General features: G+C 28.7%; 17 protein-coding genes. 8 read left to right on the top strand and 9 right to left on the bottom strand.

Annotated features, from left to right (window positions below; genetic code table 11):
- Positions 1 to 205 precede the first annotated feature (205 nt).
- Positions 206 to 2185, bottom strand: coding sequence for a DNA primase (gene dnaG, locus ACMFBB_RS15645; RefSeq protein ID WP_435261677.1), 1980 nt, complete (start codon positions 2183 to 2185; stop codon positions 206 to 208).
- Positions 2186 to 2315: 130 nt separating this feature from the next.
- On the opposite strand from dnaG, the gene ACMFBB_RS15640 reads away from it, so the two are divergent.
- Positions 2316 to 3626: a leucine-rich repeat domain-containing protein gene (locus ACMFBB_RS15640; protein WP_435261676.1), complete on the top strand. Its 1311-nt coding sequence runs from the start codon at positions 2316 to 2318 to the stop codon at positions 3624 to 3626.
- A gap of 71 nt (positions 3627 to 3697) precedes the next feature.
- Here ACMFBB_RS15640 and clpX read toward each other — a convergent pair whose 3' ends face one another.
- The 4 genes from clpX to ACMFBB_RS15620 all read right to left on the bottom strand — a co-directional run bounded on the left by clpX (position 3698) and on the right by ACMFBB_RS15620 (position 7622).
- Positions 3698 to 4936 (bottom strand): ATP-dependent Clp protease ATP-binding subunit ClpX, encoded by a 1239-nt coding sequence (gene clpX / locus ACMFBB_RS15635; protein ID WP_435261675.1) that lies wholly within the window; start codon positions 4934 to 4936, stop codon positions 3698 to 3700.
- An 82-nt stretch (positions 4937 to 5018) separates the two neighbouring features.
- Positions 5019 to 5678 carry an ATP-dependent Clp endopeptidase proteolytic subunit ClpP gene (gene clpP, locus ACMFBB_RS15630; protein ID WP_435261674.1) on the bottom strand — a complete coding sequence of 220 codons (660 nt, stop codon included), beginning with the start codon at positions 5676 to 5678 and terminating at the stop codon, positions 5019 to 5021.
- Positions 5679 to 5802: 124 nt separating this feature from the next.
- Positions 5803 to 7134: a trigger factor gene (tig, locus tag ACMFBB_RS15625; protein ID WP_435261673.1), complete on the bottom strand. Its 1332-nt coding sequence runs from the start codon at positions 7132 to 7134 to the stop codon at positions 5803 to 5805.
- A gap of 131 nt (positions 7135 to 7265) precedes the next feature.
- On the bottom strand, positions 7266 to 7622 hold the full coding sequence (locus ACMFBB_RS15620) for a phage holin family protein (RefSeq protein ID WP_435261672.1): 357 nt from the start codon (positions 7620 to 7622) through the stop codon (positions 7266 to 7268).
- A 112-nt stretch (positions 7623 to 7734) separates the two neighbouring features.
- Here ACMFBB_RS15620 and ACMFBB_RS15615 point away from each other — a divergent pair, with 112 nt between their 5' ends.
- Positions 7735 to 8730: an endo alpha-1,4 polygalactosaminidase gene (locus tag ACMFBB_RS15615; protein WP_435261671.1), complete on the top strand. Its 996-nt coding sequence runs from the start codon at positions 7735 to 7737 to the stop codon at positions 8728 to 8730.
- 60 nt (positions 8731 to 8790) lie between these two features.
- Entirely contained in the window at positions 8791 to 9753 is a 963-nt protein-coding gene (locus ACMFBB_RS15610) for an endo alpha-1,4 polygalactosaminidase (protein WP_435261670.1), read from the top strand.
- 124 nt (positions 9754 to 9877) lie between these two features.
- On the opposite strand, the gene ACMFBB_RS15605 is transcribed toward ACMFBB_RS15610, so the two are convergent.
- Positions 9878 to 10243, bottom strand: coding sequence for a hypothetical protein (locus ACMFBB_RS15605; protein WP_435261669.1), 366 nt, complete (start codon positions 10241 to 10243; stop codon positions 9878 to 9880).
- 144 nt (positions 10244 to 10387) lie between these two features.
- On the opposite strand from ACMFBB_RS15605, the gene ACMFBB_RS15600 reads away from it, so the two are divergent.
- Positions 10388 to 10636, top strand: coding sequence for a hypothetical protein (locus ACMFBB_RS15600; protein WP_435261668.1), 249 nt, complete (start codon positions 10388 to 10390; stop codon positions 10634 to 10636).
- A gap of 164 nt (positions 10637 to 10800) precedes the next feature.
- Here the strand turns inward: ACMFBB_RS15600 and ACMFBB_RS15595 are convergent, their stop codons facing one another.
- The 3 genes from ACMFBB_RS15595 to ACMFBB_RS15585 form a co-directional block, all read right to left on the bottom strand.
- Positions 10801 to 11313 carry a hypothetical protein gene (locus ACMFBB_RS15595; RefSeq protein WP_435261667.1) on the bottom strand — a complete coding sequence of 171 codons (513 nt, stop codon included), beginning with the start codon at positions 11311 to 11313 and terminating at the stop codon, positions 10801 to 10803.
- Between the two features lie 305 nt (positions 11314 to 11618).
- On the bottom strand, positions 11619 to 12389 hold the full coding sequence (locus tag ACMFBB_RS15590; RefSeq protein ID WP_435261666.1) for an alpha/beta fold hydrolase: 771 nt from the start codon (positions 12387 to 12389) through the stop codon (positions 11619 to 11621).
- A 37-nt stretch (positions 12390 to 12426) separates the two neighbouring features.
- Positions 12427 to 13143 (bottom strand): pyridoxine 5'-phosphate synthase, encoded by a 717-nt coding sequence (locus ACMFBB_RS15585; protein WP_435261665.1) that lies wholly within the window; start codon positions 13141 to 13143, stop codon positions 12427 to 12429.
- Between the two features lie 83 nt (positions 13144 to 13226).
- Here ACMFBB_RS15585 and ACMFBB_RS15580 point away from each other — a divergent pair, with 83 nt between their 5' ends.
- The 4 genes from ACMFBB_RS15580 to ACMFBB_RS15565 all read left to right on the top strand — a co-directional run bounded on the left by ACMFBB_RS15580 (position 13227) and on the right by ACMFBB_RS15565 (position 15602).
- Complete coding sequence (locus ACMFBB_RS15580; protein WP_435261664.1) at positions 13227 to 13886, top strand: CBS domain-containing protein; 660 nt, start codon at positions 13227 to 13229, stop codon at positions 13884 to 13886.
- 30 nt (positions 13887 to 13916) lie between these two features.
- Positions 13917 to 14813, top strand: coding sequence for an NAD kinase (locus ACMFBB_RS15575; protein ID WP_435261663.1), 897 nt, complete (start codon positions 13917 to 13919; stop codon positions 14811 to 14813).
- A gap of 107 nt (positions 14814 to 14920) precedes the next feature.
- Positions 14921 to 15205 (top strand): DUF6089 family protein, encoded by a 285-nt coding sequence (locus ACMFBB_RS15570; protein ID WP_435261662.1) that lies wholly within the window; start codon positions 14921 to 14923, stop codon positions 15203 to 15205.
- Positions 15165 to 15602 (top strand): DUF6089 family protein, encoded by a 438-nt coding sequence (locus ACMFBB_RS15565; RefSeq protein ID WP_435261661.1) that lies wholly within the window; start codon positions 15165 to 15167, stop codon positions 15600 to 15602. Before ACMFBB_RS15570 ends, ACMFBB_RS15565 begins: the two co-directional genes overlap by 41 nt.
- Position 15603 lies beyond the last annotated feature (1 nt).

Genomic DNA, 15603 nt, shown 5'->3' with positions numbered 1-15603 from the left:
TTTATACTTTTGTATGCCCGTTTCTTTTGACCATTTGAAATTTTAAAGGGGAGTAAAATAATTAGTCTGATTAATTCGAAAATTTGTATAAATTTTCTCATGATTATTTTTTTGTTTTAATTTTCTTTATTCTTTGCAGGCGCAATTTACAAAAAAAAACAATAAAAGGTGTTTTTACTTTACGGGAAAAACACCTTTTATATTTTTAAACCACTCTATTAAGTTTCTCAAAAAGAAGTTTTTTAAGCTCTGTATAGTTACTAATCTCCTCTAAGTCAGGAACCGATTGCTTTTCTTGTATATCTTGAAGTATGCCTTCTATTTTCTTTTCTATCAAAACTCTCCTTAAATTTAAAATAGCATCAGTTACCAATTTTGGCAGTATCTTAACAGTTTCAGTTACAAAAACTTCTTTTCGTTCCCAACTACTCAATGTATACTTTTCTTCATCCATTAAAATATTGGTTACTAAACTTGAAATATTTGTATTTTCATGCATTATTAACTGATCAATTACTATTTTTTCATTTTGATTTAATTGATGTACTAATTCATAGTAGGTTAACCTAAATAACTCGTTTGAAAATTCAATTTCATCTTCTTGTAAATTCAAATACAATTCATTTGATACTGAATTTTGATATTCTTCTTTTTCTAACATGGGTCTTCCATGCTTATCAAAAACATCTACCCAGTTAATAAAATCAATCACTTCGTTTCCATACAACAATAAAATTCGTATAATTTCTTTTTCTAAAATTGTTAGCTGATCTATTTTTTGAGCACCTTTACTTGAAGCTTTTCCTTTAACAAGCTCCATTTTAGTTTTTTCAGAAGCTCGTTGAGAAGATTGAGCAGCGTTTTTGCTTGCCCCTTTACTTATTAATTGAGCTAATTCACTAAACAAAACTCGTTCAGAAATATCCATGATCCTTGCACATTCTTGCACATATACCTCACGTTGAATGCCATCAGGAATTTTTGAAATACTAGTAACGATATCTCTAATTAAACCTGCCTTCTTTACTGGATCATTCTTGGCATCTTCCATTAAAAGAGATACTTTGAATTCAATAAAATCTTGTGATTTGTCTTCCAAATACCCTTTTAATTCAGCTGTTGAATGTGATTTAGCAAAGCTATCAGGATCTTCTCCTTCAGGAAAAGAAACAACTTTCACATTCATTCCTTGCTCCAAAATTAAATCTATCCCCCTAAGAGAAGCTCTGATCCCGGCTGCATCTCCATCAAAAAGAACAGTTATATTTTTTGTTAGCCTATTCACCAATCGAATTTGATCGGGAGTTAAAGCTGTACCAGAAGAAGCAACTACATTTTCAACTCCAGATTGGTAAAAAGATATAACATCGGTGTACCCTTCTACCAAGAAACAATTATCTTGCTTTGCTATCTCTTTTTTGGCGTGATAAAGTCCGTATAATATTTTACTCTTATGATAAATTTCACTTTCAGGTGAGTTTAAATATTTGGCTGCCTTTTTATCATTTGTTAATATTCTTCCACCGAATCCTAAAATTCTACCAGACATACTATGGATAGGAAACATTACTCTCCCTTTAAAACGGTCAAATTTCCTATCTTGGCCCCCTCCTTCTTTAACTATTGTTAATCCTGTAGATTTTAAATACTTCAAATCATAACCTTTCGCTAATGCCGCTTTCGTAAAATTATCCCATTCGTCTTTACAATAGCCTAGATCAAACTTTTCAATGATATCTTCTCTAAATCCTCTTTCTTTAAAATAAGATAAACCAATTGCTCTTCCATTTTGACTATTCATTAATAAATCATGAAAATAATCTTTTGCAAATTTTGAAACTAGGAACATACTTTCACGTTCGTTCATTTGCTCTTTTTGTTCTTCAGACTGCTCAGTTTCTTCTATCTCAATATTATACTTTTTAGCTAACCATCTAATTGCTTCAGGGTAGGTATAATGTTCATGTTCCATTAAAAATGAGATTGCATTTCCTCCTTTGCCAGTACTAAAATCTTTCCATATTTGCTTTACTGGAGACACCATAAAAGAAGGTGTTCTTTCATCTGTAAAAGGACTCAACCCTTTAAAACTACTTCCTGACTTTTTTAATTGTACAAACTCCCCTATCACCTCCTCTACTTGGGCAACTTCAAAAACTCTATCTATTGTTTGTTGAGTAATCATTTAGTATAAATATAGCCTACAAAGATACTAGTTTTAGTTTTTCTGATCTTTAAAAATTAAGCTTGTTAGTACTTTAATTTTTTTAAAGCATAATAAATATATAAATTTGACCCCCAAATTCTATACATTTATGAAATTAATTAATACTTTTTGTATTTCAATCTTATTTACAATCAGTTTATTTTCCCAAGAAACAATTACAATTCCTGATATTGGTTTTGAAGAGGCTTTAATAGATTTAAATATTGACACCAATGGTTTGAATGGTACTATTTTAGTTAGTGATGCACAATACGTTGTAAATTTAAATATTAATAATCCTTTAGATAATAAACTTTTACCAAATGTAAATTCAAAAATAAAAAGCTTATCTGGTATTGAACATTTTCCTAATTTAAAACGTTTAGATTGTCAGGGTAATGAAATTACCGAATTAGATCTTTCAAAGAATACTGAAATTACTTTTTTAAATTGTAGTAGTAATAAAATCGAGACCCTAGATTTAACTGCTAATGTGAATTTATTTTCGGTGAGTTGTGACAATAATAAATTAACCTCTTTAAAACTTGGAAACAAACCTTCTATGAGAGATTTATATTGTAATAACAATAGACTCACAGAACTAAACATTAAAAAATGTACTGCTCTAGAAAATTTTGATGGTAGCAGTAATAAAATGGAAAGAATCCTTATTAATAAAGAAACTTATTCTAAATATTTTGAGGGTTGGTATAAAGACAGTTCAGTTGCTTATATAGAAAACATGGAAGTAAGTAGTCCTATAGAAATTACGAAGGTAGAAAACACTCCTGAAACTAGTAGTATTCCAAAAATTGGTACTTCAGAAAAAAGTAGTCAATCATCTGACACTGCTGCTAACTATTACGAAAAGTTTCAATTATCAGTAATTACAGAGTATGATAAATTACTACTAGCTCCTTCTCATCTTGAAAACAAGAAACTTGAAGTTCAACAAAAGTATAACTTAGATAATGATCAATTTACTCAATGGATTTCTGAATATTCAAATTTAACTAGTGCTAACAAAACTGTTATAAAAACGAGTACTGCTGTTTATTTCGCAAAATTTAAACGTTTAGCTGTTCATGAATATGAAAAGTTAATTTTAACTCCTTCATATTTACAAAGTAAAAAAGAGGAAATACAAAAAAAATATAAATTGAACCCTGATGATCTTACCAAATGGATAGAGCAATTTGGTACCCCTTCTTTAAAAGCTAAAACAGTTCCTAAAAAAGAAAGTACTGAAAGCTATTATTTAAAGTTTAAAAAATCTGTTGTTGGTGAATATGAAAAATTAGTTTTAAACCATTCATATACGCAATCTGTTAAAAGTACAATACAAAAGAAATATAACATAACTGCTACTCAACTTTCTGAATGGATAATTAAACATAGTAAAGTTAAAGCACTTAAATAACAGCCACATTTTTAAGTACATAAAAAAGCCTCATTTTATTAAAAATGAGGCTTTTTTATTATTTTTTTTACTTAAGAAGCTGCTCTTAACTTAGTTAAAGCATTTTTAGTAAGTTTATTTTCTGCATAGGCTAAATCAACAACAAACTCTTTGTCTTCAGAACTAGGTAGTTCAAACATAGCATCTGTTAAAATAGCTTCACACAATGATCGTAAACCACGAGCTCCTAATTTATACTCAACAGCTTTACCAACAATAAACATCAATGCTTCTTCAGTCATAGAAAACTCTACATCATCCATAGCGAACAATTTTGTGTATTGTTTAATAATCGAGTTTTTAGGTTCAGTTAAAATGGCACGTAATGTTTTAGCATCTAACGGATTCATATAACTTAAGACTGGTAAACGACCAATAATTTCAGGTATTAAACCAAAGTTTTTTAAATCTGAAGGAATAATATATTGTAATAAATTACTTTCATCAACTTTATCTTCATCTATAGAAGCACTGTACCCTACAGCTTGCATATTTAAACGCTTACTTATAATTCTATCAATTCCAGAAAAAGCACCACCTGCTATAAATAAAATATCTTTAGTATTAACTTCAATAAATTTTTGTTCAGGGTGTTTTCTTCCTCCTTTAGGTGCAACGTTTACAACTGCTCCTTCTAAAAGCTTTAATAAAGCTTGTTGTACACCTTCTCCTGAAACATCTCGTGTAATTGAAGGGTTATCCCCTTTACGTGCTATTTTATCAATTTCATCAATAAAAACAATTCCTCGTTCAGCTTTTTCTACATCATAATCAGCAGCTTGCAATAAACGACTTAAAATACTTTCTACATCTTCTCCTACATATCCTGCTTGTGTTAATACTGTAGCATCTACTATTGAGAAAGGAACATTCAACATCTTAGCAATTGTACGCGCTACTAATGTTTTACCGGTTCCTGTTTCACCGACTAAAACAATATTTGACTTTTCAATTTCAACTTCATTCTCATCATCTTTAGTCTGCAATAACCTTTTATAATGATTATATACAGCTACTGACATTGATTTTTTAGTTTGACTTTGACCTATGATGTATTCGTCTAAAAATGCTTTTATATCTTTAGGCTTTTTTAAAGTTAAATCACTTGATAAGCTACTGGTTTTAGCCTCGGCAACTTCCTCTTCAACTATTCCATGAGCTTGTTCAATACACTTATCACAAATATGCGCATCTAAACCTGCTATTAGTAAATCTGTTTCTGGCTTTTTTCTACCACAAAAGGAACATTGTAAGTTTTCTTCTTTCGACATTATTCTTGCTTTATTGTATTGTTATTATTCTTTAAATAGAGAAAAAATACTATCCTTTATTTACTCATAATAACTACAGAAATTATTTTCTAGTTAAAATTTCATCAACCATTCCATATTCTTTTGCTTCATCAGCTTTCATCCAATAATCTCTATCAGAATCTTCATGAACTTTATCAAAAGGTTGACCAGAATGGTGAGAAATAATATTATACAATTCTGTTTTTAATTTCCCTATTTCTTTCACTGTTATTTCCATATCAGAAGCTTGTCCTTGAGCTCCTCCTAATGGTTGGTGAATCATGATACGTGAATGAGGTAAAGCTGAACGCTTACCTTTTTCTCCTGCACACATCAATACAGCTCCCATTGAAGCAGCCATACCAGTACAAATTGTAGCTACATCAGGTTTTATAAACTGCATGGTATCATAAATTCCTAAACCAGCATATACTCCTCCTCCTGGAGAATTAATATATATTGAAATATCTTTGGTTGCATCAACACTTTCTAAAAATAGTAACTGTGCTTGAATTACATTAGCTACTTGATCATTAATACCAGTACCTAAAAATATAATTCTATCCATCATTAAACGAGAAAAAACGTCCATTTGCGTAATGTTTAACTGTCTCTCTTCCATTATATATGGAGTTAAGCTACTAGTTACTTTACCTAAATATGTACTATTTATTCCATGATGCTTTGTTGCGTATTTTTCAAACTCTTTTCCGTAATCCATTGTAAAATGTTTATCTGGTTATAAAGATGTAAATATAAGAACATTTACATTAATATTATACTCATCTACTATAACAAAAAAACCTGAACATAATGTTCAGGTTGTTAAACAAAACTATTGTTTTTTATTTTTTATCTACATTATAAACTTCTTTAATAAAGTCTTCATATGATACTTCTTTAGTATTAAATTTCATATTCTCTTTAAAGAAAGTTACTAATTTTTGAGACATTAATTGTTCTTGTAAACGACGTGCTTCATCTTGATTAGATAAAATTCTACCTGCTATTTCATCTAATTCTTTTTCTTCAGGATTTGCATTACCAAACTGAGCCATTTGACTTCTTATAAACCCTTTAGCATACTCAGTTAATTCAGCATAGTCTAATTTAATATCGTTATCTTTCATAATCTTTCCTTCGATTAATTGATAACGTAATCCTTTTTCTGATTTTTCATATTCAGCTACAGCTTCTTCTGCTGTTAACTGTTTTTCTCCAGCAGTTTGTAACCATTTTTGCAAAAACTCTTTAGGTAAATCAAACTTAGTATTTTCTACTAACGATTCAGTTACTGAGTTTAACAACTGTTGATCAGCTTGTTGTTGAAATTGTTTTTCAGCGTCTTCTTTAATTTTTGCTTTTAATTCGGTTACAGTTTTAACACTTCCATCAGCAAAAAGCTTTTCAAACAGCTCTTGATCCAATTCAGCTTTTTCAGTAATATTTATTTCTTCAACTGTAAATTGTACTGTTATATCTAAGTCATGTGCTTCATCATGAGAAACTCCTAAAATTTGCTCTAACTTATGATCATCAGCAAAAAGTTTTTTAGTTTCCAATTCAACAACGTCACCAACCTTAGTCCCTATTAATTTTTTTTCGTTCTTCTTACCTTTTAAATCGTTAACTAAAAAAGTAGCTTTCTTGTTAATTTCTTTATCTTCATTAACAAAAGTTCCAGTAACATTAGAATGCTCTTCTGCCACTTCTTGAGTAATAACATTGCCATAACGGTTTTGAATATTCTCAACTTCTTTTTCAATTAATTCATCAGTAGCAACAATAGTATATTGTTTTACTTTTTTAGATTTTAAATCTACCTCAAATTCTGGCGCTAGCCCTAACTCAAATTCGAAAGAAAATTGTTCAGAATCCCAAGAAAAGTTTTCATTTACTTTTGGTAATGGATTACCTAAAATATCTAACTTCTCCTCTACTAAAAATTTATTTAACGATTCTTGTAAAAGTTTATTTACTTCATCAATCATTACAGATTTACCATATTGCTTCTTTACCATTCCCATTGGTACATTACCTTTTCTAAATCCTGGTATGTTAGCTGTCTTACGATAATCGTTTAATATCTTTGTTACCTTTTCATTATAATCATCAGCAACAATATCAACTTTTACAACTGCATTTAATGCATCTACGTTTTCTTTTGTTATGTTCATCTTAAAATCTGTTTCTTTAAAATCGGGTGCAAAATTACTACTTTTCTTATTGAGAACCAAGTCTTTTAGCTATAAGAATAAAGACTTGCTATTTATTTTTCAAGACTTATATCTTGTTATTAAATTTCATGTTATAAATGTTTATTTTTTTCTTCTTTTATAAGAGAAAACAAAAATGATCTAAAAACCGACAGTAATACACTAAATATTAATGCTGTAAAAAAACCACTTATTACAAAACCACTTACTAATTTACCTGCTAAAAGTATAATTACCGCATTAATAACAAGTAAAAATAACCCTAGAGTTACGATAGTTACAGGCAATGTAAAAAATATTAATAGAGGTTTTACGAATACATTTAACAATGAAATTGTTACTGCAACAATAAATGCAGTACCATAATTAGTAACTGTAATTCCTGGTAAAATCGAGGATAGTACAATTACTGCTAGAGCTGTTAAAAGTAATTTTAGCAAAAATTTCATAATAAAAACTTATAATTACAACAATACTAAACAACAATCCTACCAAAATAAAAGAACTGCTTTTTTGTCAGTTATTAGGTAAAATTATTAATCTTAATTGTATATTTATTCTATGAAAAATCTAGTTTTAGCAATATTCACATCACTAGTTACGCAACCATTTTGTAATAGCGATTCTTTTGTTCTTTGTAATACATATAATTTCAATCACTTAACTTCAAAAACCAATTTAAACATTGATACTTCTGCAAAAAAAATGAGAAATTTTGTGATAGAAATATCAAAATATGCAAAAGAAATAAATCCCGATTTTCTAATTATTCCTCAAAATGGAATTGAACTTTGCTTTAATGAATTAGAACCATCAAATGGTTTTCATTCTAATTATATGAATAGTATTGATGGTATAGGTGTAGAAAGTTTGTTCAAACATGACAGTACTGAAACAACAAACAACAGATTAAAATCTCTCAGGATACTAAAAGATTACAAAAAGGTTTTTGTTAGTGACTATCAACAAAAAGGGCTCTTGACAAGAACTGTTAGTTCTAAAAATAAAAAAGAAGGCTTTGCTAGTTTCCCAAGAGATAAAGAAAACTATGATTATATAAAAATACCAACGTTTGTAAGCCAGGAGAACAAAAACGACATCCTCACTATCAATGATGTAAAAAACTACCTGTATCTCATTAATTATTCAAATTTTGAATCAAAAAAACAGCTTTTAGAAAATATAAAAAACACTAATTATGATCTTATCTTAATTGATCTATTTTTTTTCAAAGAACAATTTACTAAAGAGGAAATAAATAGCATAAAAGTAAAAAAAAATGGAGGTTCTAGATTAGTTATCTCATACCTAAATATTGGTTCTGCTGAAAAATTTCGATACTATTGGAAATCTAAATGGAAGCTTGGATCACCGGGCTGGCTTGAAAAAAAATATGAAGGCTATGATGATGAAATTTGGGTTAAATTTTGGAGAAGATCCTGGCGTAAAATTATATACGGAAATAACAATTCATACATAAAAAAAATCACAGATGCTGGATTTGACGGAGCATACCTAGACAACGTGGAAGCCTATTACTTCTTGAAATTTGATTAATTTATACACATACTAACTAATATAATTGAACAAAAACAGAAACTTATCCCCCAAATCATTATGAAATATATTTATACAATTTTCGTGGTGTTTATCACATTTTCTGCGTGCTCGAAGAAAGACATAGCTTTAAATGAAACAATAAACAATCCATCAAAAAAAATGCAAGAGTTTATTAGTAATATTTCCTTGCATGCAAAGAAAAAGAAACCAGATTTTTTTATTATCCCTCAAAATGCTATTGAACTTGCTTATAATAATTTGAGTATTAAAGAAGGGATTAACCTTGAATACATGAACACTATAGATGCCATAGGAATTGAAGCTCTATTTTATGATGGAGATGAAATTCCTGTTTATGAAAGACACGAAATGCTTCAAGAGTTTTCAAAAAACAAAAAAGTACTTGTTTCAGACTACTTAAGCAACAATAATTTGTTAAATGATGCCATCCAGAAAAATACAAATGAAAGTTTTTTATGTTTCCCTCGCTTACAAGAAAACTATGATTATACCATTATACCTGAATTTACTATAAATGAAAACACTAATGACATAGTAGAACTAGAAGCAGCTAAAAATTACCTGTATTTAATCAATTCAGAAAATTATAGTTCTAAAGAAGATTTTATCAACAGTATTATGAATACAAATTTTGACATAATCCTTATAGATTTATTTTTTCATGGAAAACCATTAAGCAAAACTGATATTTTAAAATTAAAAATTAAAAAAAATGGAGGTAAAAGATTAGTTATTTCCTATGTCAATATAGGAGCTGCTGAAAAATATAGATACTACTTTAATAAAGATCAATGGCAAATTAACAATCCTCATTGGCTAATGAAACCTTACAAAGGATATCCTGATGAAATTTTCGTGAAATACTGGGCAAAAGAGTGGCATGAAATTATATACAAAAAAAACGATTCTTACATAAATAAAATAATTGAAGCAGGATTTGATGGTGCTTATTTAGACAACGTAAAATCTTACGAATATTTATTTTCCGATAAATTTTAACAATAAAAAACGACAGCATTTAAATTCAGATTAATTGCTGAATTTTGATAAAACTATACGAAATTCATTGCTCTGTAAATAAAAAAAGGTGCTGTTTAAGTAAAAGATTAAAAATTTAATATTTTTATTCAGTAATACTTTTTATTTGCTTTAATAGCACACTTCTTACCTCATTGTCTTCAAGTAGTAATTCAATGAGGTTTTCTTTTATCTGATAATTTTGAATTGTGTAATCAGATGCTGGCTCACTAATTATATCTTTTAAAATCATATCACCTTTTCCTGTCAATAACCAAGTAGGATTTATATCAGGAAAAGAATTTAGAATTTTGTTTAACACATTACTTTTAAATGAAGCTTTTCTTCGTATTGCAGTACCTATTGAATTATTTGACACACCAATCTCATCCTCAAAAGACTTGATATTCATGTTATTATAAACAATTACTTGTTCTACTCTTTTAAATGTATCATCAATAAAATCGCTCATTAAAAATAACTTTTTTCTAAATTTATTTTAATTTTGTTTTAAAATTAGAATTTTGTTTGTATATTTGTAGAGTTATGAGTACATAACACGTACAAATATAAATTAAAAAATAGTGTGTTTTGCTAAAAAATAACTGTAGTTTTTATGATTACAACAATGCAACGAAAAGAATTAGAAAAAACTAAACCACCTAAGTACAGAGAAAAAGTAAAAGAATACCTACTTAAAAATGGACATAGTTTTTCACTAGAAACCATTCAAAAGGTATATTCTGGTAAGAGAAATAATTTGACAATAGCGAATGCCATTATAATGGTATTCATGGATTATGATAAACAAAAAAAAGACATCCTTTCAAAAATTAACAACATTAATAAAGAGGAAAAAAAATAAGTTTCAAGAAATATTCCTTATATATTAGTAGATGCTGGGGACGAAAGCGGAGTAAAAACATTAAGTTCTACTCCGCTTTATTAAAATAACAAAATTCTAATAAATATTTTTATTCTAAAATATTTTCAAATAAATGTAGTTTGTGATTTAAAATAAAATTAATTTTAATCAGCTAATAATAATAACTGTGCTGCGGCTGCTTTTGAACCTTCACTTCCTGCTTTTCCTATAATACCAACTTCTTTAGCTCCCTCTGGATTACCACTGTAATAAACAGACGCTTTTTTATATACATGATTATTAGCATAAAAACCAAGCTCTTTACCACCCTCTGGATTACCACTATAATAAACATTAGATTTTTGATACACTCTATTGTTATTTATAAAACCAACTTCTTTGGCCCCTTCTGGGTTGCCTGTATAATAAACACTAGATTTTTGGTAAACTCTATTGTTCTGTATAAAACCAACTTCTTTGGCTCCTTCTGGATTACCTGTATAATAAACACTAGATTTTTGATAAATTCGATTATTTTTAATAAAACCAAGCTCTTTACCACCTTCAGGATTTCCTGTATAATGAACACCTGTTATTTTATAAATTCTACATTGAGCCGATACTACCATACTCAAAAAAAAGATACAGGCAAATAATAAGGTTGTTTGTTTTTTCATTTTGGATTGTTTTAAATTTATTAATATGTGTTTTAAAACATCAAAAAAAAACAAAACAAGCTATTCAATCAATTGGTAAATCCCCTACAATTAAACTCAGTTAATTACCTATAAGAATAATGGATAACCATTAACTTGTTTAATCTAAACAAAATACCTTTTTACGTACTTATTTTTTTATATTTAAATTCTCTTCTAAAACTACTAAAATTCAAAATTTTAAAAAGACTGAAATTTTAATGTAGTAACAAAAGAAACTAGATATTGACATTAAATACTAAAAAACTTAAACTATTAAAAATAAGTTAGCTCTGAATAAATTCAACTAAAAACTTATAAAAATCATCTGGGTTTTCAGCATGCAACCAATGTCCTGAATTTTTAACAACCTGTATTGTTGATTTTGGAAAATGGGTCATAATTAAGGGCATATCATCTTTAGAAATATACTCAGAATTTTCTCCTGATAAAAATAATGTATCCCCTCTAAAAACATTAAATGAAGGTAATGCCGCTCCTACTTCATTATTATTCTCTGTCAGTGATTTTAAATTGAAACGGAAATCTAACTTTCCTTTCTCTTTCCAATAAAGACTTTTCAATAAAAATTGACGAACGCCAACCTCTCTTATTAATTCAGCTAACTTTTGATCTACTAATTTTCTAGAATTTTGAATAGTAAAATCAATAGAATTTAATGCCGCTAAAATAGCATTATGGTGTGGAGGATAATTTTTAGGTGAAATATCAGCTATCACTAACTTCTCAACTAACTCATTATTTTTCGTAGCAAACAGCATTGCTGTTTTGCCTCCCATAGAATGTCCTAACAAATGTAATTTTTCTATTTTATGATATTCTAAATAAACACTTAAATCTTCTACCATCAAGTCGTAATCAAAACGATCTGAGTGAAAACTTCGTCCATGATTTCGTTGATCTATTAAATGAACTTCAAATCCATCTTTAGCCAACTTATTGGCGTGACTTTTCCAATTATCTCCCATACCAAAATAGCCGTGGAGAATAATTAGCGGAATTCCCTCTCCAAGAATTCTTGAATGTAAAATATTCATACTTATAAAAATTACGTCGAAAAAATATTATATAAAACTACCCTTTTAATTTATGTAAATACATATTTACAACATTCTGAATACCTAAATATATACTCTCAGAAATTAATGCATGACCAATAGATACCTCTGCTAAATTTGGAATATTTTGTTTGAAAAACAAAATATTCTCTAAATTTAAATCATGACCTGCATTAATACCTAAACCTAAATCATGAGCTAAATTTGCAGCTTTAACATAAGGGGTTATAGCCTCTGTGTTTCCTTTATCAAACTCACTAGCAAACTCCTCTGTATACAACTCTATTCTATCTGCTCCTGTTTTTGCTGCAGCTTCTATTAATTTTAAATCTGTATCTATAAAAATAGATGTTCTAATACCTTCTTTTTTAAATTCTGAGATTACCTCCTGTAAATACGACTGATGCTTAACAGTATCCCACCCTGCATTTGAGGTAAGAACATTCTCTCCATCTGGAACTAATGTTACCTGAGTTGGTTGTATTGCTAACACTAAATCCATAAATTGCTTAATTGGATTTCCCTCAATATTATACTCAGTAGTAACGATTGGTTTTAAATCATAAGCATCTTGATAACGAATATGACGCTCATCTGGTCTCGGATGAATAGTTATTCCTTCAGCACCAAAATCTTGAACATCTTCAGCCACCTTAAGTAAGTTTGGTACATTACCTCCTCTAGAGTTACGTAATGTTGCAATTTTATTTATATTTACACTTAACTTTGCCATTACTATTTTAAGTTTAATTTTAAGCTATATATTATAATAAGCAAAAGTAACCCATTAAATCATTTTAACCTATATTCGTACTAATGAATATCAACGATTTTATATTAAACGAAATTAAAGAGCTTAGCTTAGATAATACAGTAAGTAGCGCTCAAGATTTATTTAAAAATTTACCTATAACACATATTCCAGTAGTAGAAAACGGAAAACTGATAGGTTGTTTACCTGAAAGTGATATTCAAACCATTGAAAACAAAGAAGGGACTATAAAAGAATATGATTACTTATTAGATAATTTTCACACAATTGAAAGAGCTACCTTACTTGATTTAGTAACTTTATTTGCTGATAATGATTGTAATTTAATTCCTGTTTTAGATAAAGAATTAAACTATGTAGGATATTATGAACTAGGTGACATTTTAGACGCCTTTGCTGATAGCCCATTTTTACATTTAGAAAGTGAGACTCTAATTATTCAAAAAGGCAAAAGCGAACACTCAATGAGTCAGATTTCTCAAATTGTTGAAAGTAATAATGGAAAATTATTAGGCATGTATATGTCACATGAAGGACAAGATGACATTCAAGTAACTCTAAAAGTATCATCGACAGAGATAAACGAAATCATTCAAACTTTTAGGCGATATGACTATACTGTAGTAACGCAACATGATGATGATTTTTACATAGAAGAACTTAAAGACAGAGCTAGATATTTAAGAAAGTATTTAGACATGTAATTTTCATAACTATAACTAATATTACCAAAAGTGAAAAAAGTAGCCATATACGGACAAGCGTATACTATTTCTGCTGAGAAAGAAATAAAAATTTTACTGGCTGTTTTAAAGAAGCATAATATTGTTGTTTTTTTTGAACAGAAGTTTTATGATTTATTAATTGAAAATAAATCACTTGAAAAAAAATACCCTACCTTTTCTCATTTTAATGATTTATCAGATTCTTTTGATGTATTATTTACCATTGGAGGCGATGGAACTTTTTTACGAGCAATTACGTATGTTCGTAATTTAAATATTCCTATGATGGGTATAAATACTGGTAGATTAGGTTTTTTAGCTACCGTTCAAAAAGATCAAATAGAAGAATCTATAGAACTTTTACTAAAAAAAGAGTATTCTATTCAAGAGAAAACACTTTTACAGATTGAAACTAACCCAGGAACAGATAAGTTTTCGGAATTAAATTTTGCTTTAAATGAAATAACAATCGCACGAAGAAATACAACTTCTATGATTGGTATAAAAACATATTTAGATAATGAATACTTAACAAACTATTGGGCAGATGGTCTTATTATAGCAACTCCAACAGGATCAACTGGATACTCTTTAAGCTGTGACGGACCAGTTATTTTACCGAATTCTAAAAGTTTAGTTATCACCCCTATTGCTCCGCATAACCTTAGTGCCCGTCCAATGGTAATACCGGACAACACCTCTATTCAACTAGAAGTAAGCGCAAGAGAAAAAGATTACTTAATATCATTAGATTCGAGAATTACTACTGTAAATCAAAAAACAACAATCCGTATAAAAAAAGCTCCATTTACCATTAAAAGTATATTACCAAAAAATCAGTCCTATCTAAAAACACTCAGGGGTAAACTATTATGGGGTGAAGACACAAGAAATGAAGCTTTATAAAATATATCAACCACAATAAAACTTCAAAAAAAAAGTTAATCAAAAAAGACAGATTATTAACTTTTTAAAGCAAATTCAATTCCCTATATTTGCACGCTATTTTTACAATGAAAAAACAAATTTTATTCATATTACTTTCAATTGCTTCAATTGTCTCACAAGCACAAAGCCATGAAATAGGGGTTTTATTAGGTGGGTCAAACTTCATAGGTGACATAGGAAGAACTAATTATATTTATCCTAACAAAATAAGTGGTGGTATAATATATAAGTACAATTTAAACCCAAGAATAGCCTTAAGAGGAACGTATACTTATATTCCTATATCAGCTAAAGATAGTGATGCTGAAAATGCTTTCAGACAAAGTAATGGAAGAGTCTTTTTCAAATAACATACACGAGTTTGCTGCAGGTATTGAATTTAATTTTTATGACTACAACATAAGTGACCTCCGTACAAGTTATACACCTTATATATTTGCTCAAGTAGCCACTTTCAACTACAAAAGTCCTGCTAGACTAGTTTCCACCAACATTATTGAATTAAAAAATAAATTTTCATATTCAGCACCTGTGGGTATAGGAATAAAAGGACTACTATTTAACGATTTAGCAATTGCTTTCGAAATTGGTGCTAGATTTACTTTTGCTGATGACTTAGATTATAGTACTCCTGATATAAGCACTCTTAATTTTGGAGGAAATGGAAATGATTGGTATGTTTTTTCAGGAATATCAATTGTTTACACCTTTGGCAGGCCACAATGTTATAATGGACTAACCGAATAAA

This window comes from Tenacibaculum sp. nBUS_03 (genome assembly GCF_051201695.1).
In the GTDB taxonomy this organism is placed as follows: Bacteria; Bacteroidota; Bacteroidia; order Flavobacteriales; family Flavobacteriaceae; genus Polaribacter.
The sequence above is the reverse complement of the archived record's forward strand: the minus strand, read 5'-3'. Positions and strand labels throughout refer to the sequence as shown.

Bases quoted from the DNA above. Each gene is read 5' to 3' on its own strand.
- clpX (WP_435261675.1), bottom strand. From the start codon at position 4,936: ATGTCGAAAGAAGAAAACTTACAATGTTCCTTTTGTGGTAGAAAAAAG.
- ACMFBB_RS15605 (WP_435261669.1), bottom strand. From the start codon at position 10,243: ATGAGCGATTTTATTGATGATACATTTAAAAGAGTAGAACAAGTAATT.
- ACMFBB_RS15600 (WP_435261668.1), top strand. From the start codon at position 10,388: ATGATTACAACAATGCAACGAAAAGAATTAGAAAAAACTAAACCACCT.
- ACMFBB_RS15595 (WP_435261667.1), bottom strand. From the start codon at position 11,313: ATGAAAAAACAAACAACCTTATTATTTGCCTGTATCTTTTTTTTGAGT.
- tig (WP_435261673.1), bottom strand. From the start codon at position 7,134: ATGAACATAACAAAAGAAAACGTAGATGCATTAAATGCAGTTGTAAAA.
- ACMFBB_RS15615 (WP_435261671.1), top strand. From the start codon at position 7,735: ATGAAAAATCTAGTTTTAGCAATATTCACATCACTAGTTACGCAACCA.
- ACMFBB_RS15585 (WP_435261665.1), bottom strand. From the start codon at position 13,143: ATGGCAAAGTTAAGTGTAAATATAAATAAAATTGCAACATTACGTAAC.
- ACMFBB_RS15620 (WP_435261672.1), bottom strand. From the start codon at position 7,622: ATGAAATTTTTGCTAAAATTACTTTTAACAGCTCTAGCAGTAATTGTA.
- clpP (WP_435261674.1), bottom strand. From the start codon at position 5,678: ATGGATTACGGAAAAGAGTTTGAAAAATACGCAACAAAGCATCATGGA.
- dnaG (WP_435261677.1), bottom strand. From the start codon at position 2,185: ATGATTACTCAACAAACAATAGATAGAGTTTTTGAAGTTGCCCAAGTA.
- ACMFBB_RS15580 (WP_435261664.1), top strand. From the start codon at position 13,227: ATGAATATCAACGATTTTATATTAAACGAAATTAAAGAGCTTAGCTTA.
- ACMFBB_RS15610 (WP_435261670.1), top strand. From the start codon at position 8,791: ATGAAATATATTTATACAATTTTCGTGGTGTTTATCACATTTTCTGCG.
- ACMFBB_RS15590 (WP_435261666.1), bottom strand. From the start codon at position 12,389: ATGAATATTTTACATTCAAGAATTCTTGGAGAGGGAATTCCGCTAATT.
- ACMFBB_RS15565 (WP_435261661.1), top strand. From the start codon at position 15,165: ATGCTTTCAGACAAAGTAATGGAAGAGTCTTTTTCAAATAACATACAC.
- ACMFBB_RS15570 (WP_435261662.1), top strand. From the start codon at position 14,921: ATGAAAAAACAAATTTTATTCATATTACTTTCAATTGCTTCAATTGTC.
- ACMFBB_RS15640 (WP_435261676.1), top strand. From the start codon at position 2,316: ATGAAATTAATTAATACTTTTTGTATTTCAATCTTATTTACAATCAGT.